Origin of the sequence: Amycolatopsis antarctica, assembly GCF_002262875.1 — a bacterium.
GTDB classification, from domain to species: domain Bacteria; phylum Actinomycetota; class Actinomycetes; order Mycobacteriales; family Pseudonocardiaceae; genus Amycolatopsis; species Amycolatopsis antarctica.
The window spans coordinates 1-24,365 of record NZ_NKYE01000027.1 but is presented as its reverse complement, the minus strand read 5'-3'; the positions used below and the strand labels follow the sequence as shown (position 1 = coordinate 24,365).

Below are 24,365 nucleotides of genomic sequence, written 5' to 3'. Positions count from 1 at the left end.
TGTGTGTGGTTTCTGGCGGGCGTCAGCCGTGCACGTGCAGCGGCTTGCCGGCGAGCGCGAGGTGCGCCTCGCCGAGGGCTTCGCCCTGGGTGGGGTGGGCGTGGATGAGCGGGGCGATGTCCTCCGGGAACGCTTCCCAGTTGTAGATGAGCTGGGCCTCGCCGATGAGTTCGCCGACCCGGTCGCCGACCATGTGCAGGCCGACCACGGGGCCGTCCGGCGCCTTGACCAGCTTGATGCCGCCGGAGGTCTTGAGGATCTGCGACTTGCCGTTGCCGCCGAAGTCGTAGTTGTAGGTGGTGACCTCGGAGCCGTACTTCTCCTTGGCCTGGGCCTCGGTGAGCCCGACCGAGGCGACCTCGGGGTGCGAGTAGGTGACCCGCGGGATGCCGGTCTCGTCGATCGCGCGCGGGTTCAGCCCGGCGATCTCCTCGGCGACGAAGATGCCCTGCTGGAAGCCGCGGTGGGCGAGCTGCAGGCCGGGCACGATGTCGCCGACGGCGTACACGCCGGGCAGGTTCGTCTGCAGCCGGTCGTTGGTGAGCACGAAGCCGCGGTCCATCTCGACCCCGGACTCCTCGTAACCGTGGCCCGCGGTGTTCGGGCCCCGGCCGACGGCGACGAGCAGCAGGTCGGCCTCGATCGTCTCGCCGGACTCCAGGGAGACGCTGACGCCGTTGTCGTCCTGCTTGGCACCGGTGAACCGGACACCGGTCTTGAAGGCGATCTTGCGCTTGCGGAACGCGCGCTCGAGCTGCTTGGAGGCGAACTCGTCCTCGTTCGGCACGAGACGGGGCAGCGCCTCGACGATCGTGACCTCGGCACCGAAGGAGGCCCACACACTGGCGAACTCGACGCCGATCACGCCGCCGCCGAGGACGATGACCCGATCCGGGACGTGGTCCAGCGTGAGTGCCTGCTCGCTGGCGATGACCCGGCCGCCGAGTTCGAGACCGGGCAGGGTCTTCGAGTACGAGCCGGTGCCCAGGATGACGTTCCTGCCGGTGTAGCGCGTGCCGTCGACATCGACCGAGTTCGGGCCGACGAAGGTGCCCGCCCCCTCCACGACGTTGATCTTGTGTGCCTTGAACAGGCCCTGGACGCCCTTGTAGAGGCGGCTGACGATGGTGTCCTTGTACTTGTTGACACCCGCCATGTCGATGCCCTCGAGGGTGGTCTTCACGCCGAACTGCTCGCCTTCGCGAGCGGTGTCGGCCACCTCCGCCGCGTGCAGCAGGGCTTTCGTGGGGATACAGCCCCGGTGCAGGCAGGTGCCTCCCAGCTTGTCCTTCTCGATCAGGGTGACGGAAAGGCCAAGCTCGGCCGCGCGGAACGCTGCGGCATAGCCGCCCGATCCGCCACCAAGGATCACAAGGTCGGCGGAGGTTTCGGTCACTTCTTCAGCTCCTTGCGAAGGCGGTGATTCCTCGGGCATCTCCGGAGTAGTGCCCGCAGGTGGCGCGCGCACCCGTGCCCGCGCCACACCTCATCTTGTCACTACGTGCGGCAAGCTTGCGACCTAGGACTGTGTGCGCACGGACACGGCTCCGCTGTACGGGACAATGAGGATGCACCGGCCACTTACCGACAGTGGGCGGACCATGTGATGCCGCCGGTTGTGCGGGAGAGAGTGAGGTGCTCGAGGTGGGTCTTTTCGATTCGCTGCGCAGGCGCGGCAAGGGCGGTAAGGGTGGCCAGAAGCCCGGGACGCTGCGCAAGGCGACGGCGACCGACACGCGTCACCTGGACGAGTGGGCCGACCAGCGACACGGGGTCGAGGCCTACGTGGAACCCAAGACCAACGTCACCGAGACGACCGTGGTGCTGATCGCGCACGACGGCGAGTGGACGCGCAGGCGTATCGACAGCCTGGAGGCCGCCCAGCAGTTCGGCAAGAAGCGCTCCATTCCGGTGTACGAGGTGGCCAGGGTCGGGTACCCGAAGCGGATGCGCGAGTACACCGAACGGCAGAAGCGCGAGAACGGGTAGCGGCGCCTGGACCCCCCGACCACGACCGGGGCGTGCGGCCCGGGCCTCGCGGGATGCGTCAGGCGAGACGGCGCAGCAGGCTCAGGTGGCTCGCCAGCAGGTCGCGGAAGCTCGGGTGGACGGTGATTCCGAGCGTCCAGTCGAACTCCCAGGCTGCCCAGCCGTCCGTGGAGGGCACCAGCAGCAGCACACCGAGGTCGGACATGGTGCTCACCTGGATCGCCCGCTCGGCGGCTCCGTCCGGAAGCGCCCGCCGGATCAGCTCGACGGAACCGGGATCGTCCGAAGTGGACCTCGCTGTGGACCTCGCGGCGGACCCCGCTGTGGACAACGGAGCGAGCCCGCCGGTGCCGAGCAGTTCCGGGAACGCGAAGTCGGCGGGCAGGCCGTTCGCGGTGCGCAGGAACGTCCGGTGGTCCTCCGGCAGGCGCACGCCGAGGCGGGATTCGCAGGCGTGCAGCTCGGCCGCCGTCGCGGGCGGTGGTGCGGTGACGGTGGGCAGGTCCGGGCCGCCGCGCGCGGTGAGTACCGCGTCCACCAGTCCCGGCCAGTCGAGTTCGCCGTGCTCCGGGACGTGGCCGACGGACAGACGCGCGTGCAGGGCGGCCCGCAGTTCGCCGGAGTAGCGGTCCGCCCACTGCCCGTTCATGCCGAGCGGACCGGCGATGGCGCCCTCGACGAACAGCGGGGCGAGGTGCCTGCACCCGGCCAGGGTGAGCAGGTCGGGCAGGCGGCCCGCGCCCGCGGCTTCGCCCACCAGGTCGCCGAGCAGGCCGAGCGCACGGTCGCGCTCGCCCGCCGCCGCGGCCAGTTCGGCGGCCAGCGCCGCGCTCTCGGCGACGGCGGTCCGGCCCGCCGCCTTCGCCGCGTCCGGACCGGAGAGGAAACGCTCCAGCGCCTCCAGCGCGGGCAGGGCGGAGCCACCGCGAGCGTCGTCGAGCCCGGAGCGCAGCAGGTCCAGCCCGGCCAGCTCGGTGACCGGACCGGCCGCCCGGGGCGTGGACCAGCGGTCACCGGCGAGCCGTTCGCGGTGCTTGCGTTCCTCGGCGTCGAGGTCGAGCGGCACCACGGATTCCGCCCAGCCGGGTGCCCCGCCCCTCGCCGCCCAGAGCATCGCCCACGCGCGGTGGGCGAGTGCGTGGGCCGCGGCCTCCGGCGGCGGGGCGCCGTCGTGCTCGGCCCAGGTCTCGGCCAGCGCGTCGGACTCGGCGGTGAAGCCGGTGCAGGCGAGCAGCAGGGCGGCACCGGCGACGGCGCCCGCCCGCTGCTCGCCGGATCCGGAGAGCACCTCGGAGACCAGTGTCTCCAGGTAACTCTCCGGGTTCCACGGCTCCGGCACGTCAGCCGTTGGCGGCGATGTCCGCGAGGACGGCGGCGATCGTGCGGACCGGGATACCGGTGCCGCCCTTGCCGGTGTATCCCCAGGCGCCGCCGGTGTTGTACGAGGGGCCGGCGATGTCGATGTGCGCCCAGGGCAGGCCCTCGGCGACGAACTCACGCAGGAAGACGCCCGCGGTGAGCATGCCGCCCCAGCGCTGCCCGGCGACGTTCGCCAGGTCCGCGAGCCGGGAGTCGAGTCCTTCGCGCAGCTCCTCCGGCAGCGGCATCGCCCAGCCGCCCTCGCCGGTGGCCTGCGCGATGCCGGCGACCCGGTCGCGGAACTCGTCCGAGCCCATGATCCCGGCGGTGCGGGTGCCGAGCGCGACGAGCTGGGCACCGGTCAGCGTGGCCGTCTCGATCAGGTAGTCCGGTTCGTCCTCGGCCGCGCGGACCATGGCGTCGGCCAGCACCAGCCTGCCTTCGGCGTCGGTGTTGAGCACCTCGACGGTCTTGCCGCCGTACATGGTGAGCACGTCACCGGGGCGGTACGCGGTCGCCGAGGGCATGTTCTCCGCGAGCGGGATGGTCGCGGTGACCTCCAGCGGGTAGTTCAGCTTCGCCGCCAGCACGACGCTCGCCAGCACCGCGGCCGCGCCGGACATGTCGGAAGTCATGTTGTCCATGTTCGCCGCGGGCTTGATCGAGATACCACCGGTGTCGAAGGTGATTCCCTTGCCCACCAACGCGATCTTCTTCTTCGCCTTCGGGCCCTTGTAGGAGACGCGGACCAGTCGCGGCTGCCGGACGGAGCCGCCGCCGACACCGAGGATGCCGCCGTAACCCTTGCGCTTGAGGGCCTTCTCGTCGAGCACCTCGACGGCCAGGCCCTCGGCCTCGGCCAGCGTGCGCGCGCGGTCGGCGAACGAGGCCGGGAAGAGGTCGTTCGGCGGGGTGTTGATCAGGTCGCGGGCGATGGTCACCGACTCGGCGATCGCGCCGGCCGCCTTCAGCGTGGCGCGGTGCTCGCGGGTGGTGCCCTCGGTGGGGGTGGCGAAGTCGAGCGCGGTGACCGGGCCGTCGCCGGGCTCGGACTTGTAGCCGCTGAAGGTGTAGGCGCCGAGCACGGCGCCCTCGACCGCAGCCTGGAGGTCCACTGTGGACAGCGTGACGAGCGCGCGCTTGCTGCCGCTCAGCGCCCGTCCGGCGGCACCGGCGGCGCGGCGGACCTGCTCGGCCGTGTGCGCGCCGTCGGAATCCGGCTTGCCGAGGCCGACGGCCAGCACCACGCTCGCGGAGACCCCGCCGAAGGTCGGCACCTTGACGACCTCCTCCGCCTTGCCGGTCGCGCCGAGGGCGTCGAGCGCGGCGCGCAGGGAACCGCCGAGGGCGGCGTCCAGCGGCCGGGCACCGGCGGCGAGCTCGACCCCGTCCGGACCCTGCACGGTGGCGGCCACGATGACGTCGGCACGGGACTTGCCCAGCGCCGCCTCGGTGTTGTCGGACAGGGCAAGCTTCGGCACGGTCACTTCTCGCTCCTCGCGCTTCTCGCGTCGGCGGTCCCGGGCGGTCGCCGGGACAGATCGTGAGCCATGCTAATGAGGAAGGCACCGGGGGAGGAAAGTAGGTACGGCGTGCTGGTCGGCGCGGGGCTCTTGGTGGCACCGGCGGCAGCGGCCGCGGCCGCAGGCTGGTGGTCGCTCGCCGGTGTCCCGCTCGCCGCGGTGCTCGGCCTGCTCTCCGCTCGTGCCGGGGCAGCGGATCCTCACGCGGCGGCCGTACCGGTGACCGGCTGGGCGGCGGCGGTGACCAGGGGCGCCCGGTTCGCCGCGTCGACCGCGACGGTGGCCCTGCTCGCCTCGGTGTTCGGCGCTTACGTCGTCCCGGACGCCCCCGCGACGGCGGCGGTCCTGCTCGTACTGGCGAGCGCGCTCGCGGACGTCGCCGGGGCGCGCCTGAACCCCGGTGCGTGCCGGTGGATCACGGCTGTGCTGCTGCTGGCAGCCGCGGCACTGGTCGCCGTCTGCCTGGCCGTGCCGCCGGTTCCCGGCCCCTCCGCCACGGCCGGACCGGACGGCATCGTCCTCGCCGCCGCGGTGTTCGTACCCTTCCTGGCCGCGCCGGGCCGGACGCGGACGTCCTGGCGGGACGCCCTCGCCGTGCTGGTGGTGCTCGCGGTGGGTGCTGTCGCGCTGTTCCAGCTCGGGCCGGCGCGCCTGGGCCTCGCACCGACCTCGGCACGGGATCTGCTCGCCGCGGCCGACGCCGGGGCGCTCGGCGTTCTGCTCGCACTGACCGTCGCGGTGGCCACCGTGCCCGCCGGACTGCTCGCCCTCGGCGCGGCCCGGCGCAGCGCCGCGGACAGCGAAGGCAGCCACGACAGCGACGGGGTCGACGAGACGGTGCGCGGCCGCGCGACCGCGGTGCTGCCCGTCGCCGTACTCGCCGCGGCGGGATCCGCGGTGTTCGGCCCGTTCGACCTCCTGTTGCTCGCGGCGGCCACCGCGCTGTTCGCCCTGCTGACGGTGAACCTGTTGCGGTACAAGCGATCCCGCGGCCCGTTCGCGCTCATGACGGCGGCCCTCGCGGTGGCGCTGGCGGTGGCTGTGCCGTTCGTGCACCTCGGGATCGCCCTGGGCTCCGTCGCGCTGGGTGCCGGTCTGGCCGCCACTCGCTACGGTGAGCGGCGTGACTGACGCGCAGCCCCGCTGGCGGCCGGGACAGACCGTGGTCGAGCGGTTCCTGCGGCCGGACGGCAGCGTCGGCCAGGAGCTTCCGCTGCGGGTGATCTCCGACGACGGGGCCGCGCTGCTCGGCTGGATACCCGATGGCACCGAGATGATCGGTTCCCGGCTGGTCGACGGCCGGTCGATGCGCGAGGTCGACCTGGAGGACCGGTTCCGGGTTCCGCGGGAACGGGTGCCCGCGGTGTGGGCGGGCTCGTCCACCCTGCGGCTGATCGACGAGCGGCACTGGTCCTCGGTGTGGTGGTTCTTCGATCCGGCCGGGGACTTCACCGGCTGGTACTGCAACCTGGAGATCCCGCTGGGCCGCACGGCCGCGGGCACGGACCGGATCGACGGGGTGCTCGACGTCGTCGTGTCCCCGGACGGCTCCTGGTCGTGGAAAGACGAGGACGAGACCGGTTCGGCGATCCGCGCGGGCAGGCTCACCGCCGCGCAGGCCGCGCGGCTGCGTACCGAGGGAGAGCGGTTGATCGGCCTGGCCGAGGCGGGCGTCTACCCGTTCGACGGGACGTTCACCGAATTCCGGCCCGGCCCGGCGTGGTCGCGCCCCCGCCTGCCCTGACTCGCTCCCCGCCGAGGGCTCAGATCAGGAACACGACGAGCAGGCCGAGCACTCCGGTCGCGACGGCGAGCGTGATCATCGAGGAGTTCGGCAGCGTGCGCGGGAACACCTTCTCGTTGACGCTGCGCCACCACACGACGCCCAGCACCGCGGCGACGATGCCGAGGAACGTGCCGAACCCGCCGATCAGCAGGGTGCCGATCAGCACGAGCATGCCCGCGGAGAACGTCAGCAGCGCGGCCGTGGCGAACGTCTTGACGTCCTCCCCGCCGCCCTTCGCGACGCTGTGGGAATCGGTGGACTGAGGCATGTTGTAGGTCACGGGTCCCATCGTAGAACGCCCGGCCGGGGGATGCGGAACGTTCGGGAGTCCTACCAACGGGTTTCCGGCTTTCACGGGTTACCGTTTCCCCATGACCAACGAGCTGCCCTTCACCCGTACCCCCAATCCCAGCCCGGCCGGCGAGGACCGTGTCGCGGAGGTACTGGCCAAGCCGGGTTTCGGCACCTACTTCACCGACCACATGGTCACGGTGCGCTGGGAGACCGGCCGCGGCTGGCACGACGCGAAGGTCGGCCCGTACGAGCCGATCTCGCTCGACCCGGCCACCTCGGTGCTGCACTACGGGCAGGCGATCTTCGAGGGGCTCAAGGCGTACCGGCAGCCGGACGGTTCGATCGCCTCGTTCCGCCCCGATCAGAACGCCGCCCGCTTCCAGCGTTCCGCCGCCCGGCTGGCGATGCCGGAGCTGCCGCAGGAAGTCTTCCTGGAGTCCCTGCGCGAACTGATCGCCGTCGACGGCCGCTGGGTGCCGGAGAAGGCGGGCGAGTCGCTGTACCTGCGCCCGTTCATGATCTCCACCGAGGCGGGGCTCGGCGTGAACCGTCCAGCGGGCGAATACCTGTACGCGCTCATCGCCTCGCCCGCCGGTTCCTACTTCGCGGGCGGGGTGCAGCCGGTCAGCGTGTGGCTGTCCACCGAGTACGTGCGAGCGGCCCCCGGCGGCACCGGGTTCGCCAAGTGCGCGGGCAATTACGCGGCTTCGTTCCTGGCGCAGGCGCAGGCCGTCGAGCAGGGCTGCGACCAGGTCGTCTGGCTGGACGCAGTGGAGCGCCGCTGGGTGGAGGAGATGGGCGGGATGAACCTGTTCTTCGTCTTCGGCTCCGGCGCCGATGCTCGCGTGGTCACCCCGGAGCTCACCGGTTCGCTGCTGCCGGGCGTCACCCGTGACTCGCTGCTCAAGCTCGCCGCCGACGCCGGGCACCAGGTCGAGCAGCGCCGCGTCTCCACCCAGGAATGGGAGGAGGCCGCCGCCTCCGGCGAGCTCACCGAGGTCTTCGCCTGCGGCACCGCGGCCGTCATCACGCCGGTCGGCAGGGTGAAGCACGCCGGGGGTGAGTTCACCATCGCCGGTGGCGCGCCCGGTGAGCTGACCATGCGGCTGCGTGAGCGGCTCACCGGCATTCAGGAAGGCGCCGTCGACGACACCGACGGCTGGATGCAGAAGCTGGGCTGACCCCCGCTCCCGGGTGGGCGTACCGGCTCGGTGCGCCCACCCGGGCGGGGTCTCAGCTCGCGGGCGGCGGGGGAGAGGTCGGCCCGGTCACGCCGGACTGTTCGTGGGTGGACATCTCGGCGAGCACCCGCACCGCCATCGTCAGCAACGGCAGCGCGGCCACCCCTTCGGCGCCCTCGCCGAGTCGCATCCCCAGGTCCAGCACGGGTTCCAGGTCGAGGTGCTCCAGCGCGAGCGTGTGCGCGGGCTCGGAGGACAGGTGCGAGGCGACCCACCAGGACCGGGCGCCCGGCGCGAGTTCCTCGGCCACCAGCGCGGCGGCGCCCACGGCGAGCCCGTCCAGCAGCACCGGGGTCCGCCGCTTCGCCGCCTGGGCGAGGAAACCGGTCAGCGCGGCCAGATCCGCACCACCGGACGCGCGCAGCAGCGCCACCGGGTCGGTGATCACCTGCCGGGCGCGGCGCAGCGCGTCGCGGATCGCGACCGCCTTGCGCATCCAGATCGCGTCGTCGATACCGGAGCCGCGGCCGACCACGGCAACCGGCTCGGCGCCGGTCAGCGCGGCCACCAGTACCGCGGCCGGGGTGGTGTGGCCGACGCCCAGCGCGCCCGCGACCAGCAGGTCCGCCCCGCCGTCCACCTCGGCGTCGGCGACGGCCATGCCCGCGCGTACCGCGGCGAGCACCTCCGCACCGCTGAGCGCGTCCTCCACGTCGATCGAACCGGAGCCGCGGCGGACCTTGAACTCGCTGATCGGCGAGTCGCCCTCGCTGTCCACGGCGACGTCCACCACGCGCAGCCCGGCGCCCGCCGAGGACGCGAGCACGCTGATCGCCGCGCCACCGGTGAGCGCCGTGGACACGAGCTGTGCGGTGACTTCAGGCGGGTAGGCCGAGACGCCGGTGCGCGCGATGCCGTGGTCGGCAGCGAACACGACCACCCGGGGCCGGGTGAACGGCCGGGGCGGCGACTGGCCCTGGCAGGCGGCGATCCAGGAACCCAGTTCCTCCAGCCGCCCGAGCGAGCCCACCGGCTTGATCAGGCTCTCGTGCAGGGTGATCGCGGACGCGCGAGCGACCTCGTCCGGCTGCGGGATGTCCTCGAACCGGATCGGCTCGTCGTCGGTACCGGTCTCGGTCACGCTGGCGTCTGCGGGGTCCACACGAGGCCTTTCGTCGGTCGCTTCGCTGGCGCGCCCACGCTACCGCCGTCCGTGCGGCCGGACGCGGGTGGATTCCGGTGCCGGTAGGGTTTCGCGGGTGAGCGAACCGCAGGTGCGCGCGGCGGCCGTCGTACTCGCCAGTGGCGCGGGCACCCGGGTCGGCTCGGCGACGAACAAGGTCTACCTGCCGCTGGCCGGCCGTCCGCTGCTGCACTGGTCACTCGACGCTTTCGCCGGGCTGCCCGGTATCGCCGCGGTGGTGCTGGTCGCGCGCCCGCAGGATCAGGACCTCGCCGAGACCGCTGCCTCGGCGGCGGGGGCCGAGCTCGTGCACGGCGGCTCCTCCCGGCAGGAGTCCGAGCTGCACGCCCTGCGCCACCTCGCCGGCCGGATACGCACCGGGGAAATCGACACCGTGCTGATCCACGACGGGGCGCGCCCCCTGGTCGGCCCGGAGCTGATCGCCGAGGTGCTGCGCACCGTGGCCGAGCACGGCGGAGCGGTGCCGGGACTGCTCGCCGACGATGTCGAGGCGGCCTCGGCCGACGGAACCGCACTCGCCCCGACTCCGCCCGGCCGGATGGTCAAAGCCCAGACGCCGCAAGGGTTCCGGGCCGCCGAACTGCTGGCGGTGTACGAGCGCGCCGCCGCCGAGGGGTTCACCGGCACCGACACCGCGTCCTGTGTGGAACGCTTCTCCGACCTGCCGGTGCACTGGGTTCCCGGGGACCAGCGCAACCTCAAGATCACCTACCCGCACGACCTCGTGGTGGCCGAGGGGCTGCTGGCCGCCGGCGGCTGAACCCGTTATGCGGCAAGGACTTCAGTCGCGCACGCTCGGGTGCTTGCCCTCGTCCGGGTTCGCGCGCCGCGCGGTCGGCCCGGTCGCCGCCCCGCCGCGAGAGGTCAGGGCGCTCGCGTCAGCGTCGGATCGCGCTCGACCACGCCGTCCAGCGCCTCGTCGATCGCCGCCAGCAGATCCGCGTCCAGCCGCACTCCCGCCGCCCGCACGTTCTCGCGCACCTGCTCCGGGCGGGACGCGCCGACGATCGCGGAGGCGACGTTCGGGTTCTGCAGCACCCAGGCCACCGCCATCCGCGCGAGCGACAGGCCCGCCTGCTCCGCCAGCGGCTCCAGCTTCGCCACGGCCGCCAGAACGTCCTCGCGCAGGAAGCGCCGAACGAGGTTCGCGCCCCCCTTCTCGTCGGTGGCGCGGGACCCCTCCGGCAGCGCCTGCCCCGGCCGGTACTTGCCGGTGAGCACGCCCTGCGCGATCGGCGACCAGACGATCTGGCCCAGTCCCTCCCGCTCGCAGGCAGGCACCACCTGCTTCTCGACGACCCGCCAGAGCGCGTTGTACTGCGGCTGGTTCGAGACGAACGGGATCCGCAGCTCGCGGGCGATCGCGGCACCGCGGGTGATCTGCTCGGCGTTCCACTCGGAGACGCCCATGTAGAGGACCTTGCCCTGGCGGACCAGATCGGCGAACGCCAGCATCGTCTCCTCCAGCGGGACGGAGCGGTCGAAGCGATGCGCCTGGTACAGGTCGAGGTAGTCGGTGCCCAGCCGCCGCAGCGAGGCGTTCGCCGACTCGATGACGTGCTTGCGGCCGAGGCCGCGATCGTTCGGGCCACCGGGACCGGTCGGCCAGTAGACCTTGGTGCAGATCTCCAGGCTCTCCCGGCGCTGCCCGGCAAGGCCGCGCCCCAGCACCGACTCGGCGGCGGTGTTCGCGTACGAGTCGGCGGTGTCGAAGGTGGTGATGCCGACGTCGAGCGCGGCGGCGATGCACGCCTGCGCGGCGTCTTCCTCGACCTGCGAACCGTGGGTCAGCCAGTTGCCGTACGAGATCTCGCTGACGGAAAGGCCACTGCGGCCGAGGCGACGAAACTCCATGCCCGAAGCCTAGGACAGGCCGTTCGTCTCGCTGACGACCTGAGACGTGAACCGTGACTCAGACGGTGTCGCCGACCTTCACCCGCGGCTTGGGCACCCGCAGCTTGCGGAGCTGACTGGCCCGGATGAACGAGTACCAGCCGATCGAGCGGCCCTTCACCAGTTCGTTCGGGAACCGCTCGCGCACCGCCTTGGTGACCTTCCGGCCGGTGAGGAAGCCCTCCACGATCATGAACAGCAGCATCACCGTGCACAGCAGCGTCGCGTACTGCTGCACCTGCGGGAACGGGACCAGCAGCGCGACGAACACGACGATCGCCAGCGGCATGAACAGGCCCAGCACGTGCCTGCGGGAATCCACCAGGTCGCGGACGAACGCCTTCACCGGGCCGCGGTCGCGGGGCAGCAGGTACTTGTCCTCGCCCGCGTTCATCCGCTCGCGCCGCTCCTTGGCGGCAGCCCGGCGGTCTTCCTTCGTCGTCGGGTTCGCCTTGCGCAGTTCCTTGTTGCGCTTCATCGCCTCGCGCGTGGTGCGCGGCGGCGGGGCCACCGGACCACGGCGCTTCGCCTCGGCCTCACGGCGCTTCGGCGTGGCGCGGCCCTTGGCCGGGGTGAAACCGCGGCCCGCCGAATCGGCGGCCTCGACCTCGACGGTGGAGACGTCGGCCTGTCCGGCCTCGTCGGTGCTGTTACGGCGCAGGAACCTCACCGGACCAGAGTATTGCAGGGCTCACCGCCGATGTTCAGCCGGTCGGCACCTGTGTAACCATGGGAGAGGAACAGATCGGACGGACGGTGTGTTGCACAGTAGGGTCCGGGCGAGAGTTGCCCGGACGGGACGGACACCGACCGCCGCCCCTGTACACAGAGCTAGACCCTAGGGAGAGCGATGACGACCGCAGAGCAGTCCGGCGAAACCCAGGCCGACACGCACGGTGTGACGCTGACCGACGCCGCGGCCATCAAGGCGAAGGCCCTGCTCGAGCAGGAGGGCCGCGACGACATGCACCTGCGCATCGCCGTGCAGCCGGGAGGCTGTGCGGGGCTGCGCTACCAGCTCTTCTTCGACGAGCGCAGCCTCGACGGCGACCTCTTCCGCGACTTCGGCGGCCTGCAGGTGGCGGTCGACCGGATGAGCGCCCCGTACGTCGAAGGTGCCTCCATCGACTTCGTCGACAGCATCGAGAAGCAGGGCTTCACCATCGACAACCCGAACGCCGGCGGCTCCTGCGCCTGCGGCGACTCGTTCCACTGACCTCTCGCGGTATCCGCTGTCCCGCCGCCTGACCTGGCGGAACAGCGCCCGGCCGGCGCCGTTCACGTACTCGTGAGCGGCGCCGTCGTCATATCCGGACCCGTCCGGCCCACACTCGCGAACCTCGCAACCAGGGTCCCGCGACGAGATCCCGCAACGGCGAAGGCCCGCGACCGGGGGCAGCGGTCGCGGGCCTTCGCCGTATGCGGATGGTCCGGTATGTCAGGTGCGGATCAGCGGTACTCGACTCAGACGTAGAGGTCGAGGTCGGCTACCTGGGCGTGGCAGGCGTCGTCCACCGACCACGGCAGCGCGACGAGGACCGGACGGGGCACGTCCGTCTCGACTCGCAGCGAGGAGGGAATGTCGGCGCAGTCGGCGATCAACTCGTCGATGGTCTCGGCTTCGATGGTGGTACTCACCCCGGCAACGCTAGGCCGACCCGGACCGCGCGGACACCCCTACCTGCGGGTAGTTCCCCCAACGGCTGAACCGTGACCTCGTCCGTCCGCGGGAAGCACCCGACCGGGCCATCGCGGAACCCTGGGCCGTCCGGCGGGACGTGATCGGCCGACGGGCTCCGAGCCGATCGGCCGACAGGCCCCGGGCCGAGCGTCTGCCGGTAGGTTGTCGGAGCACGACCGGAGCATGACATCGGCCGCGCCCCACAAGCCGCACCCCCACAAGGAGACCCGGTGGTATCCACGGCACGGATCGCAGTATCCGGCAGCATCGCAACCGATCATCTGATGCATTTCCCCGGACGGTTCGCCGAGCAGCTCGTCGCCGAGCAGCTTCACCGGGTGTCGCTGAGCTTCCTCGCCGACGACCTGGTGGTCCGGCGCGGCGGGATCGGCGCCAACATCGCGTTCGGGCTCGGCGTGCTCGGGGTCAACCCGGTGCTCGTGGGTGCGGTCGGCGCCGACTTCGCCGACTACCGGTCGTGGTTGCAGCGTCACGGCGTCGACACCGAGGGCGTGCACATCTCCGAGATCGCGCACACCGCACGGTTTGTCTGCACCACCGACGACGACCTGTGCCAGATCGCGACGTTCTACGCCGGGGCGATGGCCGAGTCCCGCAGCATCGAACTCGAACCCATCTCCGAGCGCGTCGGTGGGCTGTCGCTGATGCTGATCAGCCCGGACGACCCGGAAGGCATGCTCCGGCACGCCGCCGAGTGCCGCCAGCGTGGCTACACCTTCGCCGTCGACCCCTCGCAGCAGCTCGCCCGAATGGACGGGGCGCAGGCGCGCGACTTCGTCGACGGCGCCAAGTACCTGTTCAGCAACGCCTACGAGTACGAGCTGCTGCTGAAGAAGACCGGCTGGACCGAGCAGGACGTGCTGTCCAGGGTCGGCCTGCGGGTCACCACGCTGGGGGAGAAGGGCGTCGAGATCATCGGCGCCGACGGAACAGCCCTTCAGGTCGGTGCCGTTCCGGAGCTGAGCAAGGCCGACCCCACCGGCGTCGGCGACGGCTTCCGGGCCGGCTTCCTCGCCGGTCTGCACTACGGCCTCGGACTGGAACGTGCCGCGCAGCTCGGCTCGCTGATCGCCGTGCTGGTCCTGGAGACCGTCGGCACCCAGGAATGGGCGTTCCGCAGGGAGACGGCGATCGCGCGCATCGGTGAGGCCTACGGTCCCGAGGCCTCCGCCGAGATCGCCGCGGTACTGCCCGGCTGAGCCCACCCGTCACCTACGAAGGCCGTGTCCCCCTTGCCAGACAAGGGGAACACGGCCTTCGTGTTCGGTGTGGACGGTCAGAGCTTGACCGGGTAGTGCGGCTCCGGCACCTCCGGCTTGATCCGGTGCTCGACGAAGATGCCGTGCCAGAGCATGAACACCAGCAGCGCCCAGATACGGCGGCTGTGGTCCAGCGTGCCCGCCTTGTGCTCCTCAAGCAGGCGCAGCACGGCCTGCTTGTCGATCAGCTCGTCGGTCTTCGAGTCGTTGACGATCCCGCGCGCCCAGTCGTACATCTCGTCGCGCAGCCATACCCGCACCGGCACCGGGAAACCGAGCTTGCGCCGGTTCAGCACATGCGCCGGGACGATGCCGTCCAGCGCACGGCGCAGCGCGTACTTGGTGGTCTCCTTGGTGATCTTCTGGTCGAGCGGGATGTCCGAGGCGACCCGGAAGACCTCCGGGTCCAGGAACGGCACGCGCAGCTCCAGCGAGTTGGCCATGGTCACCCGGTCGGCCTTGACCAGGATGTCCCCGCGCAGCCAGGTGAACAGGTCGACGTGCTGCATCCGCGCGACCGGGTCCCAGTTCTTCGAGGTGCGGTACCACTCGCCGGTGACGTCCGCGTGCCCGACGCCCTCGGTGAACGTGCGCAGCACCCCGCGGAGCTGATCGTCGCGGAAGATGCGGGCGTTGCCGTAGTAGCGCTCCTCCAGCGACAACGCGCCCCGGCGCAGCAGGTCCTTGCCGCGGGTGCCCTCCGGGATCCGTCCCGACACCTTGCCGATCAGCTTCCGGACGCTGCCGGGGATCTTCTCGAACGGCGCCAGCGACAGCGGCTCGCGGTAGATCGTGTACCCGCCGAACAGTTCGTCCGAACCCTCGCCGGAGAGCACCACCTTCACGTGCTTGCGGGCCTCACGGGCGATGAACCAGAGCGGCACCAGCGAGGGGTCGGCCACCGGATCGTCCAGGTACCAGACGATCAGCGGCAGCACCTCCATCATCTCGTCGGCGCTGACCGAGCGGATCACGTGCTTCACGCCGATCGCCGCCGCGGACTCGGCGGCCACGTCGATCTCCGAGTAACCCTCGCGGTCGAAGCCGGTGGTGAACGTGATCAGGTCCGGGTTGTGCTCCTTGGCCAGCGCGGCGATCGCGGTCGAGTCGATGCCGCCGGACAGGAACGCGCCCACGGTGACGTCGGCGCGCATGTGCTTGGCGACCGAGTCCTTCATCACGTCGGCGATCCGGGTGTGCAGCGCGGACGCCTCCGCCGGGCCGTTGACGGCGCGCGTGTTGAACTCCGGCGAGAAGTAGCGCTCGGTCACCAGTTTTCCGCCGGGGGAGACCGTGAACGAGGTGCCGGACTCGATCCGGCGGATGCCCAGGTGCAGTGACTCGGGCTCCGGCACGTACTGCAGTACGAGGTAGTGCTGCAGCGCCGTGCGGTCCAGTTCCTGGGCCACGCCGAGGGTGTCGGACAGCTCCAGCAGGCTCTTCTTCTCGCTGGAGAACGCGATGCCGTTCGGGCCCTGCGAGTAGTACAGCGGCTTGATGCCGAACGGGTCCCGCGCGCCGAAGACGACCTTGCGTTCGGAATCCCAGATCAGGAACGCGAACATCCCGCGCAGTCTGCCGACCGCGGCCGGGCCGAGGTGGTGGTACGCCGCGACGATCGCTTCGGTGTCGCCCTCGGTGCCGAAGCTCGCACCGTGGTCCGCCGCCAGCTCCGCGCGCAGCTCCAGGTAGTTGTAGATCTCACCGTTGAAGTTGATGGTGTAGCGCTGCGGGTTCTCCGGCGGGCCCCAGGTCAGCGGCTGGTGCGAGTGCTCGACGTCGATGATCGAGAGCCGGTTGAAGCCGTAGACGACCTCGCCGGAGGCCCAGGTGTCCGTCTCGTCGGGACCGCGGTGCCGCTGGCAGTGCAGCGCCTTCCCCACGGCGGAGCGCGCCTTCGCAGCGTCGTTCTCGCCGGCACACACCAGTCCAAGCAGGCCGCACACGCGTCTTCACACACCTCAGGTCTCAAGGGAAAGTCCGGGTGACCAAGTATGGACGACCCGGGGACCCCGGCGCGGTGAGGGGCCGCGGAGTCACCGGGCGTGACCCGGACGATCTCCGGCGGTGCCGGGAAAGCACCCGGGTTGCGCGCACGCGCTGTCGGTCACCCCTTGGTCCGGCTGCGACCGGAGCTGGGCTAGGCTCGCCGCTGTCAACAGGATCGGGCTAGGAGGCTGGGTGAGAGGGCACCGCGGGATGGGCCGCTCGACGAGCACAGCAGAGCGCACCCAGGCGTCGAAGCCGGCACGTGCCGGCAAGATCGCCGCGCTCGCGGGACTCGTCGCCGTCACGGCGACCGGCTGCTCCGGCAGCGAGATCCTGCGTTTCGGGTGGCCAGAGGGCGTCACCCCGCAGGGCGAGCAGATGCGGCAGCTCTGGACGTGGTCGGTGATCGCCGCGCTCGTCGTCGGCGTGATCGTGTGGGGACTGATCTTCTGGTCGGTCGCGTTCCACCGGAAGAAGAAGGCCTCCGCCGCGACCGCCGGTGCCGAGGACCTGCCGCGCCAGTTCCAGTACAACGTGCCGCTGGAACTGTTCTGCGTGGTCGTGCCGATCGTCATGGTGTGCGTGCTGTTCTTCTTCACCGCCACCACCGAGGCCGACGTGCTGGACAAGAAGGACGACCCCGACGTCACCGTCGACGTGGTCGCCTTCCAGTGGAACTGGGAGTTCCGCTACCCGTCCGAGGGCAAGACGATGGAGGGACAGCCGGTCAGCACCGTCGGCAGCTCCGCCGAGATCCCGCTGCTCGTCCTGCCCACGAACAAGACGATCCAGTACAACCTGCGTTCCACGGACGTCATCCACTCCTTCTGGGTGCCGGAGTTCCACTTCAAGCGGGACGTCATGCCGTACCCGGAGAAGAACAACCAGGACAACGCTTTCCAGAACATCATCGACAGCGAGGGTTCCTTCGTCGGCCGCTGCGCCGAACTCTGCGGCACCTACCACGCGGTGATGAACTTCGAGGTGCGGGCGCTGTCCGAGGACAAGTTCGACCGGTACATGAAGCTCCGGGCCGAGATCAACCCGCAGACCGGCGTGCCGAACACCGCCTCCGAAGCCCTGCGCACGATGCAGACCGAGGGCTGTGGCGACCTGTGCTCGCCCACCGCGACGACGACGCAGCCGTTCAACACCGACCGGACGCTGAGGACCGCGACCGGCTGAGCCCGGTCTGCCATTGTTCCGGTACCGCGAGAATGAGGGACATTCCATGAAGGTCGAAGCCCGCATATTCGACATCGTCACGGTCTTTGCCTTTGCCGTAGCCGTCGTCTACGGGGTCATGACGGCCACGATGACCCGGGACGGCGTCGAGCCGGTGGGCCTGGTCGCACTGATCCTCACCGGTGGGCTGACCCTGCTGGCGGGTAGCTACCTGCGGTTCATCGCCCGTCGTATCGATCCGCGCCCGGAGGACCGGGAGGACGCCGAGATCAGTGACGGCGCCGGTGAACTCGGTTTCTTCAGCCCCGGCAGCTACTGGCCGGTCGGGCTCGCCGCCTCGGCCGCGACCGCCGGTGTGGCCCTCGCGTTCTTCCAGATCTGGCTGCTAATCATCGCGATCTTCATGCTGCTGATCACCATCGGCGGCCTGGTGTTCGAGTACCACACCGGTCCCGGACACGAGTGATCCTGCGCTGACACACGCGAACGGCGTCCCCGCTACGGCCGGGGCGCCGTTCGCGTGTGTGCGCAGGCCCGCTGGAGAAGGGCGACGGATGGGAAACCAGTATCCGGACGCGGCATATCCCGAGATCGAGCCATACGATCACGGCCTGCTCGACGTCGGCGACGGGCACCACGTCTACTGGGAAACCTCCGGAAACCCGGCCGGAAAGCCCGCGGTGGTGCTGCACGGCGGACCGGGATCCGGCCGTTCCGTTCACACCCGGCGCTACTTCGACCCGGACGCCTACCGGATCGTGCAGTTCGACCAGCGCGGCTGCGGCCGGAGCACCCCGCACGCCGGCGAGCCGGACCCCGACCTGAGCGCCAACACCACCGCACACCTGCTCGCCGACCTGGAACGGCTGCGCACCCACCTCGGTATCGAGCGGTGGCTGGTGTTCGCCGCCTCCTGGGGTGCCGTCCTGGGGCTCGTCTACGCGCAGCGGCACCCGGAACGTGTCTCGGAGATGGCGCTGGCCGGCGTGGCTACCGGGCGACGCGGCGAGACCGATCTGCTCACCCGCGGCCTGGGGCCGTTGTTCCCCGAGGCCTGGGCCCGGTTCCGCGACGGCGTGCCGGCGGCCGAGCGGGAGGGCGACCTGTCCGCCGCCTACCTGCGACTGCTGCTCGACCCGGACCCGGCCGTGCACGAACGGGCTGCCCGAGACTGGTGCGACTGGGAGGACGCGATGCTCCCACTCGCTGTGGGTCCCCATCCACGGTTCGGCGATCCGGTCTACCGGCTCGCCTTCGCCCGGCTGGTCACGCACTACTGGAGCAACGGCTGTTGGCTCGACGAGGGTGCCGTGCTCCGCGACGCGGACAGGCTCACCGGGATACCCGCCGTGATCGTGCAGGGCACGCTGGACCTGTCGAATCTCAGTGGCTCACCGTGGCAACTCGCCGCGGCGTGGCCGGACGCCGAGCTGGTGATGATCGACGACAGTGGCCACGACGGCGGCCCCGGCATGACCGCGGCCTGGATCGCCGCCACCGACCGGTTCGCCGCGCGGTCGGACGCACCCTAACTCTGCACCGGCTGCAGCACGGTGATCCGCGGCGGCTCGGCCACCAGGCCCGGCAGGTCCGCCGACAGTGCGCGCAGGTGCTCGGACTCGTTGTGCGCCGCGATCGATTCCAGATCCGCCCACTCCTCGACCATCACCAGCGCGGACGGATCGTCGGCGGCCACGTACAGGCGATAGGACAGGCAGCCCCGTTCCGCCCGGGTCGGCGCGATCAGCTCGGTCAGCCGTTCGCGCAGCCGGTCCTGCGCATCGGGAGCGGACTGGAACCTGGCGACGATGTTCAGCGGTCCGTCGGTCATCGGCGGAACTCCGTTCTGCTCGGTACGTCCGGCTCAGCCGCTCGTGGCCAGCCTGGTGGTCAGTTCCGCCCAGCGGGGCAGCAGCGCGTCCGCCGCGCCGGAGTCGATCGCGTCCGCGGCGGCGGTCATGCCGGTCCGCACGTCCTCGCTCAGATCCGCGGCGAAACCGGATCCCGTCGACGCGCGGTAGGCGGCGATCGCGCCGCCCGCGTTGAGCAGCACGGCGTCCCGGACCGGGCCTTGCTCGCCGGAGACCAGGGAGCGCACCACGCGCGCGTTGAACTCCGCGTCACCGCCGGCGAGGTCGGCGGGCACCGCGCGGGCCAGGCCCACGTGTGCCGGATCGAAGCTCGCGGTGCGCACCTCGCCATCGGAGACGACCCACACCGAACTCGTCGTCGTCGTGGTGAGCTCGTCGAGCCCGTCGTCGCCGCGGACGAGCAGCGCCGTCGTGCCGCGCCCGGCGAACACCCGGGCCAGGAGCTCCGTCTTGTCCTCGTAGGCACAGCCGATCAGCCCTGCACCCGGCTGCGCGGGATTGGTCAGCGGGCCGAGCAGGTTGAAGGTGGTGCGGACGCCGAGTTCGCGGCGCGGGCCACCGGCGTGCCGCAGCGCGGGGTGGAAGAACGGCGCGAAACAGAATCCGATGCCCAGTTCGGCCACACACCGTTCCACATCCCGCGCGGGCAGGCCGATGGTGACGCCCAGCGCCTCCAGCACGTCCGCGGCCCCGGACTTCGACGAGGCCGCGCGGTTGCCGTGCTTGACCACCGGAACCCCGGCGGCGGCCACCACCAGCGAGGCCATCGTGGAGATGTTCACCGACCCGGACCGGTCGCCGCCGGTGCCCACGATGTCCACGGCGGGCGTCTCCACGTGAATCCGCTCGGCATGGCCGAGCATTCCCTCCGCCATACCGGAGATCTCGGCCGAGGTCTCGCCCTTCGCCCGCAGCGCGACGGCGAACCCGCCGATCTGGGCGGCCGTGGCCTTGCCGGACATCACCTGGTCCATCGCCCAGGCGGTGTCCGTCTCGCTGAGGTCCTCGCGGTCGATCAGCCGGGTCAGCAGCGCGGGCCAGCTCTGGCCGCCCGCGGTCATCGCGCGGCGGACTCGACCGCGAGTCGGCGCGAACGGAGCACGTCGGCGACGGTCTCGGCGGCGGTCAGCGGGTCGAGCGGGTGCACGAGCACGGCATCGGCCTGCGACCAGGTAGCGAGCCAGCGATCGTCCCTGCGCCGCACGGCGACGACGATCGGCGGGCAGTCGGTGATCTCGTTCTTGAGCTGGCGGGTCAGCCCGATCCCACCGGTCGGCTGGGCCTCGCCGTCGAGGATGGCCACATCGACGGCCGCCTCGTCCATCTCGGTCAGCACGTCGGACACGGCACCGGTCTCCACGTACTCGACCCGGCCGATGTCCGCGGCGGGCCTGCGGCCGATCGCGTTGACGATCGACTCGCGCACCTCCGGGCGGTGGCTGAACACGAGGATCCTCATCGGGCGCTCGGTCATGGGTGCGAGTCCTCCGGCCGGTCTGGTGGTGCTGGCTGTTCTGGCTGGCTGCCCGTGATGCTAGCGGTCTTCCCGGCCACCACCCCACGGGTCCGGTGAACCGCGGCCGTCCGGGCCCTCGCCCTGGTCGTGCCGGGCATCGGAAAGGGTGCCGTTCGTCACGCCTGGGGCGGTACGGGCTGCAGGGCGTCCCAGCCGAGCGAGTCACCGCCGAGCCGCTGCGCCAGGCCCGCCATCCGGGAGCGCTCCTGCGCGCAGTGCAGCGCGTCCAGCACCTGGACCCGCAGAGCGTGTACGCGGACCTGGCCCGGCTCGGCGGAATCCGGGTCCGGCCAGGGAATCTCGCGCAACTCCCAGCCGTCCTGGGCGAGGATTGTGGCCGCCTCCCCGAACCGGTCCGGCGGCAGCGTCAGGTGGTGGCGCAGCACCGCGGGGCGCTCCTCGCACCACTCCCGGGCGCGGGCGAGCGCGGCGGAGTCCGCCTCCGCGGGGTCGAAGGACGCGGCGACGACCGCGAGGTCCGGGTCGTCGGCGGTCAGCGGGGGTTCGGAACGTGTCCCGAGCAGGTCACGCACACGGCTGAACAAACCCATCGGTAACACGCACCTTCCCTGGAATGCCGGTGTGACCAGTCCTACCGCGACCCGCCGCGGACCCGGCAGCGCACCCCGCAGTCTGGGAGGACATAATGCGAGGCGTGACAACGGCAGCTCCCACCATCAGCCAGCGCGTGCACTCGCTGAACCGCCCGAACATGGTCAGCGTCGGCACCATCGTCTGGTTGTCCAGTGAACTGATGTTCTTCGCTGGGCTGTTCGCGATGTTCTTCACGGTCAAGGCGCAGAATGACAGCGGCGTGTGGCCGCCCATTCTCGAAGCGACCGGCGAGCCGATCCACCTGAGCGTTCCGTTGGCGCTGCCGTTCACCATCATTCTGGTGGCGTCCTCGTTCACCTGCCAGTTCGGCGTGTTCGCCGCCGAGAAGGGTGACGTCTACGGTCTGCGCCGCTGGTACCTGATCACGCTGCTGATGGGTGCCGTCTTCGTCGGTGGGCAGGGCTACGAGTACATCAGCCTGGTCAGCGAAGGCGTGACCATTCCTTCCGGTGCGTTCGGCACGGTGTTCTTCCTGACCACCGGATTCCATGGTCTGCACGTGATCGGTGGGCTGCTCGCCTTCGTCTACCTGCTCATCCGGACCAGGTTGAGCAAGTTCACACCGGCGCAGGCGACCTCGGCGATCGTGGTCTCCTATTACTGGCACTTCGTGGACATCGTGTGGATCGGGCTGTTCGCGGTGATCTACATCGTTCCCTGATCGCTTGCCAGCCCCGAAGGCCGAACTGACAGCAAGGGTTGCCGTAGAGATGACCACCAGCAAGAACTCCTCCGGTGCCGAATCCGGTGAGCGCGCCACACCGACCGCGGCACGAAAGCCGCGCGGCCGTACGAAGGCCCGCCGTCGCGTGGCGGGGCTGCTCGCACTGTTCGTGGCGCTGCTGAGCGCGGGCGGCCTGTACGCCGTGTTCGCGCCCGAGCCGCAGACCGCGCAGGCCCAGACCGACCCGGCGCTGCTGCGCAAGGGTGCGGAGATCTACAACAACACCTGTATCTCCTGCCACGGCGCGAACCTCGAGGGCGTGCAGGACCGCGGTCCCGCACTGATCGGTGTCGGTGAGGCGTCGGTCTACTTCCAGACCTCCTCGGGTCGCATGCCCGCCGTCCGGCAGGAGGCCCAGGCCCAGCGCAAGCCGCCGAAGCTGACGCCGGAGGAGATCGACGCGCTCGGCGCGTACATCCAGGCCAACGGTGGCGGACCGGTCCGCCCGGCGGAGACCGGCGAGGCGCTGCGCGGCGACCAGAGCGCTCGCGGTGCGGAGCTGTTCCGGCTGAACTGTGCCTCCTGCCACAACTTCACCGGGCAGGGTGGCGCGCTGTCGGAGGGCAAGTTCGCACCCCCCCTCGGGCCGGCCACCGAGGAACAGATCTACACCGCCATGCTCGCGGGTCCGCAGAACATGCCGAAGTTCTCCGACCGCCAGTTGAGCCCGGAGGAGAAGAAGGACGTCGTCGCGTACGTGAAGTCCGTGTCGGACGGCAACAACAATCCCGGCGGTAACTCGCTCGGGGGCCTCGGTCCCGCATCCGAGGGCATGATCGTGTGGGTTGTGGGTATCGGCGCGCTGGTCGGCCTTACCCTGTGGATTGGATCGAGGGCATGAGCGGTAGCAACGAGGAGAAGCCGCCCACCGAGGCGGAACTGGCTCAGATGAGCCGGGACGAGCTGGTCCAGCTCGGCACGAAGCTCGACGGCGTCGAGCTCGTGCACTACCCGGAGCCATGGCCGGTCGAGGGAACCAAGGCGGAGAAGCGTGCCGAGCGCACGGTCGCCCTGTGGTTCACGATCTCCGCGATCGCCGGTCTCGCGTTCGTCGTCTCGCTCATCTGGTGGCCGTGGAAGTACGAGTCGCCGGAAAACTCAGGCGGCCACTTCTGGTACAGCCTGTACACCCCGATGCTGGGTATCACGCTCGGTGTGGCGGTGCTCGGACTCGGCGTGGGCGTGCTGATGTACGCGAAGAAGTTCGTGCCGCAGGAGATCGCCGTGCAGCAGCGCGGCGACGGTGGCTCCGGTGAGGTCGACAAGGCCACCATCATCGCGCAGCTCGCCGACTCCGGTAACCGCAGCACGATCGCCCGCCGCTCGCTGATCAAGCGCAGCGCCGGTCTCGGCGCCGGCGTCCTGGGTCTCGGCACCGTCGCCCTGCCGCTCGCGGGTTTCATCCGCGACCCCTGGGAGGACACCGAGGGCCGCGACTCGCTCTGGCACACCGGCTGGCAGCCGCAGTTCCCCGGTGAGGTCGTCTACCTGCGGCGGAACACCGGTCACCTGGGCGAGGAGCCGGAGGAGCCCTCGCTGCTGCGGCCGGAGGACCTGGACGCGGGCTCGATGGAGACGGTTTTCCCGTTCCGTGACTCCGAGCGCGGCAGCCACGAGGCGCTCGCCAAGGCGCTCAAGCGCTCGGACAACCCCGTCATGCTGATCCGCCTGCGCCCGGCCGACGCCGATCGCGTCGTCAAGCGCAAGGGTCAGGAAGACTTCAACTACGGGGACTACTACGCGTACACGAAGATCTGCAGCCATGTGGGATGCCCCACCTCGCTGTACGAGCAGCGGACCAACCGGATCCTCTGCCCGTGCCACCAGTCGCAGTTCGACGCGCTGAACTACGCGAAGCCCGTCTTCGGTCCGGCCACTCGCGCTCTCGCACAGCTTCCCATTACCGTGAACGAAGAGGGATACTTCGTAGCGAGAGGCGACTTCATCGAGGCCGTTGGTCCTGGCTTCTGGGAGCGTAAGTCATGAGTTCACTCACCACGCCCACCAAGGGCTCGAACCCGGCCGAGAAGGCAGCGGGTGCCACGGCGAAGTGGGCCGACGATCGGTACCACCTGGCCAAGGGGATGCGGCATCAGCTCAACAAGGTGTTCCCGACGCACTGGTCGTTCCTGCTGGGCGAGATCGCGCTGTACAGCTTCATCATCTTGTTGCTCTCGGGTGTGTATCTGACGTTGTTCTTCGACCCCTCGATGGAGGAGGTCATCTACAACGGTAGTTATGTGAACCTGCAGGGTGTGGAGATGACGCGGGCGTT

General features: G+C 70.6%; 26 protein-coding genes and 1 pseudogene. 14 read left to right on the top strand and 13 right to left on the bottom strand.

The window, feature by feature from the left end:
- Positions 1-22: 22 nt before the first annotated feature.
- Positions 23-1,396 (bottom strand): dihydrolipoyl dehydrogenase, encoded by a 1,374-nt coding sequence (gene lpdA / locus CFN78_RS27580; protein WP_094866164.1) that lies wholly within the window; start codon positions 1,394-1,396, stop codon positions 23-25.
- A gap of 239 nt (positions 1,397-1,635) precedes the next feature.
- On the opposite strand from lpdA, the gene CFN78_RS27575 reads away from it, so the two are divergent.
- Positions 1,636-1,989, top strand: a complete 354-nt coding sequence (locus CFN78_RS27575; protein WP_094866162.1) for an oxidoreductase — start codon at positions 1,636-1,638, stop codon at positions 1,987-1,989.
- Positions 1,990-2,047: 58 nt separating this feature from the next.
- Here the strand turns inward: CFN78_RS27575 and CFN78_RS27570 are convergent, their stop codons facing one another.
- Positions 2,048-3,328 carry an SMI1/KNR4 family protein gene (locus tag CFN78_RS27570; RefSeq protein ID WP_094866160.1) on the bottom strand — a complete coding sequence of 427 codons (1,281 nt, stop codon included), beginning with the start codon at positions 3,326-3,328 and terminating at the stop codon, positions 2,048-2,050.
- 1 nt (position 3,329) lies between these two features.
- On the bottom strand, positions 3,330-4,835 hold the full coding sequence (locus CFN78_RS27565; RefSeq protein ID WP_094866158.1) for a leucyl aminopeptidase: 1,506 nt from the start codon (positions 4,833-4,835) through the stop codon (positions 3,330-3,332).
- A 69-nt stretch (positions 4,836-4,904) separates the two neighbouring features.
- Between CFN78_RS27565 and CFN78_RS27560 the strand changes: the two genes are divergently transcribed.
- Together CFN78_RS27560 and CFN78_RS27555 are read left to right on the top strand one after the other, a co-directional pair.
- On the top strand, positions 4,905-6,002 hold the full coding sequence (locus CFN78_RS27560) for a sulfatase (RefSeq protein WP_133116499.1): 1,098 nt from the start codon (positions 4,905-4,907) through the stop codon (positions 6,000-6,002).
- Positions 5,995-6,615 (top strand): ribonuclease FAU-1 family protein, encoded by a 621-nt coding sequence (locus CFN78_RS27555; RefSeq protein WP_240519736.1) that lies wholly within the window; start codon positions 5,995-5,997, stop codon positions 6,613-6,615. Before CFN78_RS27560 ends, CFN78_RS27555 begins: the two co-directional genes overlap by 8 nt.
- Positions 6,616-6,634: 19 nt before the next feature.
- Here the strand turns inward: CFN78_RS27555 and CFN78_RS27550 are convergent, their stop codons facing one another.
- Entirely contained in the window at positions 6,635-6,946 is a 312-nt protein-coding gene (locus CFN78_RS27550) for a hypothetical protein (RefSeq protein WP_240519735.1), read from the bottom strand.
- Between the two features lie 82 nt (positions 6,947-7,028).
- On the opposite strand from CFN78_RS27550, the gene CFN78_RS27545 reads away from it, so the two are divergent.
- Positions 7,029-8,132, top strand: coding sequence for a branched-chain amino acid aminotransferase (locus CFN78_RS27545; protein WP_094866152.1), 1,104 nt, complete (start codon positions 7,029-7,031; stop codon positions 8,130-8,132).
- Between the two features lie 52 nt (positions 8,133-8,184).
- Here the strand turns inward: CFN78_RS27545 and cobT are convergent, their stop codons facing one another.
- Entirely contained in the window at positions 8,185-9,273 is a 1,089-nt protein-coding gene (gene cobT, locus CFN78_RS27540; protein ID WP_165777731.1) for a nicotinate-nucleotide--dimethylbenzimidazole phosphoribosyltransferase, read from the bottom strand.
- Between the two features lie 118 nt (positions 9,274-9,391).
- Between cobT and CFN78_RS27535 the strand changes: the two genes are divergently transcribed.
- Positions 9,392-10,096, top strand: coding sequence for an IspD/TarI family cytidylyltransferase (locus CFN78_RS27535; RefSeq protein WP_240519734.1), 705 nt, complete (start codon positions 9,392-9,394; stop codon positions 10,094-10,096).
- A gap of 104 nt (positions 10,097-10,200) precedes the next feature.
- Here the strand turns inward: CFN78_RS27535 and CFN78_RS27530 are convergent, their stop codons facing one another.
- Together CFN78_RS27530 and CFN78_RS27525 are read right to left on the bottom strand one after the other, a co-directional pair.
- The gene (locus CFN78_RS27530) at positions 10,201-11,190 is read right to left on the bottom strand and encodes an aldo/keto reductase family protein (RefSeq protein ID WP_094866150.1); all 990 of its coding nucleotides are present in this window, start codon (positions 11,188-11,190) and stop codon (positions 10,201-10,203) included.
- Positions 11,191-11,248: 58 nt separating this feature from the next.
- Entirely contained in the window at positions 11,249-11,899 is a 651-nt protein-coding gene (locus CFN78_RS27525) for a DUF3043 domain-containing protein (RefSeq protein ID WP_094866147.1), read from the bottom strand.
- A 180-nt stretch (positions 11,900-12,079) separates the two neighbouring features.
- Here CFN78_RS27525 and CFN78_RS27520 point away from each other — a divergent pair, with 180 nt between their 5' ends.
- Complete coding sequence (locus CFN78_RS27520; protein ID WP_094866145.1) at positions 12,080-12,445, top strand: HesB/IscA family protein; 366 nt, start codon at positions 12,080-12,082, stop codon at positions 12,443-12,445.
- Positions 12,446-12,693: 248 nt separating this feature from the next.
- Here the strand turns inward: CFN78_RS27520 and CFN78_RS29390 are convergent, their stop codons facing one another.
- Positions 12,694-12,867, bottom strand: coding sequence for a hypothetical protein (locus CFN78_RS29390; protein ID WP_165777730.1), 174 nt, complete (start codon positions 12,865-12,867; stop codon positions 12,694-12,696).
- 327 nt (positions 12,868-13,194) lie between these two features.
- On the opposite strand from CFN78_RS29390, the gene CFN78_RS27515 reads away from it, so the two are divergent.
- Positions 13,195-14,130 carry a carbohydrate kinase family protein gene (locus CFN78_RS27515; protein WP_165777729.1) on the top strand — a complete coding sequence of 312 codons (936 nt, stop codon included), beginning with the start codon at positions 13,195-13,197 and terminating at the stop codon, positions 14,128-14,130.
- Positions 14,131-14,207: 77 nt separating this feature from the next.
- Here the strand turns inward: CFN78_RS27515 and asnB are convergent, their stop codons facing one another.
- Complete coding sequence (gene asnB, locus CFN78_RS27510; RefSeq protein ID WP_094866141.1) at positions 14,208-16,136, bottom strand: asparagine synthase (glutamine-hydrolyzing); 1,929 nt, start codon at positions 16,134-16,136, stop codon at positions 14,208-14,210.
- Positions 16,137-16,389: 253 nt separating this feature from the next.
- On the opposite strand from asnB, the gene ctaC reads away from it, so the two are divergent.
- The 3 genes from ctaC to pip all read left to right on the top strand — a co-directional run bounded on the left by ctaC (position 16,390) and on the right by pip (position 18,896).
- On the top strand, positions 16,390-17,364 hold the full coding sequence (gene ctaC, locus CFN78_RS27505; RefSeq protein WP_094866139.1) for an aa3-type cytochrome oxidase subunit II: 975 nt from the start codon (positions 16,390-16,392) through the stop codon (positions 17,362-17,364).
- A gap of 46 nt (positions 17,365-17,410) precedes the next feature.
- Positions 17,411-17,830 (top strand): cytochrome c oxidase subunit 4, encoded by a 420-nt coding sequence (locus CFN78_RS27500; protein WP_094866137.1) that lies wholly within the window; start codon positions 17,411-17,413, stop codon positions 17,828-17,830.
- Between the two features lie 88 nt (positions 17,831-17,918).
- A complete protein-coding gene (pip, locus tag CFN78_RS27495) occupies positions 17,919-18,896 on the top strand; it encodes a prolyl aminopeptidase (RefSeq protein WP_094866135.1) in 978 nt (325 codons plus the stop codon).
- Here pip and CFN78_RS27490 read toward each other — a convergent pair.
- From CFN78_RS27490 to CFN78_RS27475, 4 genes are all read right to left on the bottom strand, one after another.
- Complete coding sequence (locus CFN78_RS27490; protein WP_094866132.1) at positions 18,893-19,195, bottom strand: putative quinol monooxygenase; 303 nt, start codon at positions 19,193-19,195, stop codon at positions 18,893-18,895. The two genes, pip and CFN78_RS27490, sit on opposite strands and share 4 nt — an antisense overlap.
- 33 nt (positions 19,196-19,228) lie before the next feature.
- On the bottom strand, positions 19,229-20,296 hold the full coding sequence (gene trpD, locus CFN78_RS27485) for an anthranilate phosphoribosyltransferase (protein ID WP_094866131.1): 1,068 nt from the start codon (positions 20,294-20,296) through the stop codon (positions 19,229-19,231).
- Entirely contained in the window at positions 20,293-20,709 is a 417-nt protein-coding gene (locus CFN78_RS27480) for a hypothetical protein (RefSeq protein WP_094866128.1), read from the bottom strand. Before CFN78_RS27480 ends, trpD begins: the two co-directional genes overlap by 4 nt.
- 158 nt (positions 20,710-20,867) lie before the next feature.
- Positions 20,868-21,302, bottom strand: coding sequence for a hypothetical protein (locus tag CFN78_RS27475; RefSeq protein WP_094866126.1), 435 nt, complete (start codon positions 21,300-21,302; stop codon positions 20,868-20,870).
- A 95-nt stretch (positions 21,303-21,397) separates the two neighbouring features.
- Between CFN78_RS27475 and ctaE the strand changes: the two genes are divergently transcribed.
- The 4 genes and pseudogenes from ctaE to CFN78_RS27455 all read left to right on the top strand — a co-directional run.
- The gene (gene ctaE, locus CFN78_RS27470; RefSeq protein WP_094866123.1) at positions 21,398-22,027 is read left to right on the top strand and encodes an aa3-type cytochrome oxidase subunit III; all 630 of its coding nucleotides are present in this window, start codon (positions 21,398-21,400) and stop codon (positions 22,025-22,027) included.
- A 49-nt stretch (positions 22,028-22,076) separates the two neighbouring features.
- A complete protein-coding gene (gene qcrC / locus CFN78_RS27465) occupies positions 22,077-22,931 on the top strand; it encodes a cytochrome bc1 complex diheme cytochrome c subunit (RefSeq protein WP_094866121.1) in 855 nt (284 codons plus the stop codon).
- Positions 22,928-24,076: a cytochrome bc1 complex Rieske iron-sulfur subunit gene (qcrA, locus tag CFN78_RS27460; RefSeq protein ID WP_094866119.1), complete on the top strand. Its 1,149-nt coding sequence runs from the start codon at positions 22,928-22,930 to the stop codon at positions 24,074-24,076. Before qcrC ends, qcrA begins: the two co-directional genes overlap by 4 nt.
- Positions 24,073-24,365: pseudogene (locus CFN78_RS27455) on the top strand (cytochrome bc1 complex cytochrome b subunit); the annotation flags it as partial. The gene qcrA and the pseudogene CFN78_RS27455, both read left to right, overlap by 4 nt.

Coding starts and splice junctions, on each gene's coding strand:
- qcrC (WP_094866121.1), top strand. CDS start 22,077: ATGACCACCAGCAAGAACTCCTCCGGTGCCGAATCCGGTGAGCGCGCC.
- ctaE (WP_094866123.1), top strand. CDS start 21,398: ATGCGAGGCGTGACAACGGCAGCTCCCACCATCAGCCAGCGCGTGCAC.
- trpD (WP_094866131.1), bottom strand. CDS start 20,296: ATGACCGCGGGCGGCCAGAGCTGGCCCGCGCTGCTGACCCGGCTGATC.
- CFN78_RS27520 (WP_094866145.1), top strand. CDS start 12,080: ATGACGACCGCAGAGCAGTCCGGCGAAACCCAGGCCGACACGCACGGT.
- CFN78_RS27560 (WP_133116499.1), top strand. CDS start 4,905: ATGAGGAAGGCACCGGGGGAGGAAAGTAGGTACGGCGTGCTGGTCGGC.
- CFN78_RS27490 (WP_094866132.1), bottom strand. CDS start 19,195: ATGACCGACGGACCGCTGAACATCGTCGCCAGGTTCCAGTCCGCTCCC.
- CFN78_RS27550 (WP_240519735.1), bottom strand. CDS start 6,946: ATGGGACCCGTGACCTACAACATGCCTCAGTCCACCGATTCCCACAGC.
- CFN78_RS27545 (WP_094866152.1), top strand. CDS start 7,029: ATGACCAACGAGCTGCCCTTCACCCGTACCCCCAATCCCAGCCCGGCC.
- qcrA (WP_094866119.1), top strand. CDS start 22,928: ATGAGCGGTAGCAACGAGGAGAAGCCGCCCACCGAGGCGGAACTGGCT.
- ctaC (WP_094866139.1), top strand. CDS start 16,390: ATGGGCCGCTCGACGAGCACAGCAGAGCGCACCCAGGCGTCGAAGCCG.
- CFN78_RS27475 (WP_094866126.1), bottom strand. CDS start 21,302: ATGGGTTTGTTCAGCCGTGTGCGTGACCTGCTCGGGACACGTTCCGAA.
- CFN78_RS27480 (WP_094866128.1), bottom strand. CDS start 20,709: ATGACCGAGCGCCCGATGAGGATCCTCGTGTTCAGCCACCGCCCGGAG.
- CFN78_RS27515 (WP_165777729.1), top strand. CDS start 13,195: ATGCATTTCCCCGGACGGTTCGCCGAGCAGCTCGTCGCCGAGCAGCTT.
- CFN78_RS27500 (WP_094866137.1), top strand. CDS start 17,411: ATGAAGGTCGAAGCCCGCATATTCGACATCGTCACGGTCTTTGCCTTT.
- pip (WP_094866135.1), top strand. CDS start 17,919: ATGGGAAACCAGTATCCGGACGCGGCATATCCCGAGATCGAGCCATAC.
- CFN78_RS27530 (WP_094866150.1), bottom strand. CDS start 11,190: ATGGAGTTTCGTCGCCTCGGCCGCAGTGGCCTTTCCGTCAGCGAGATC.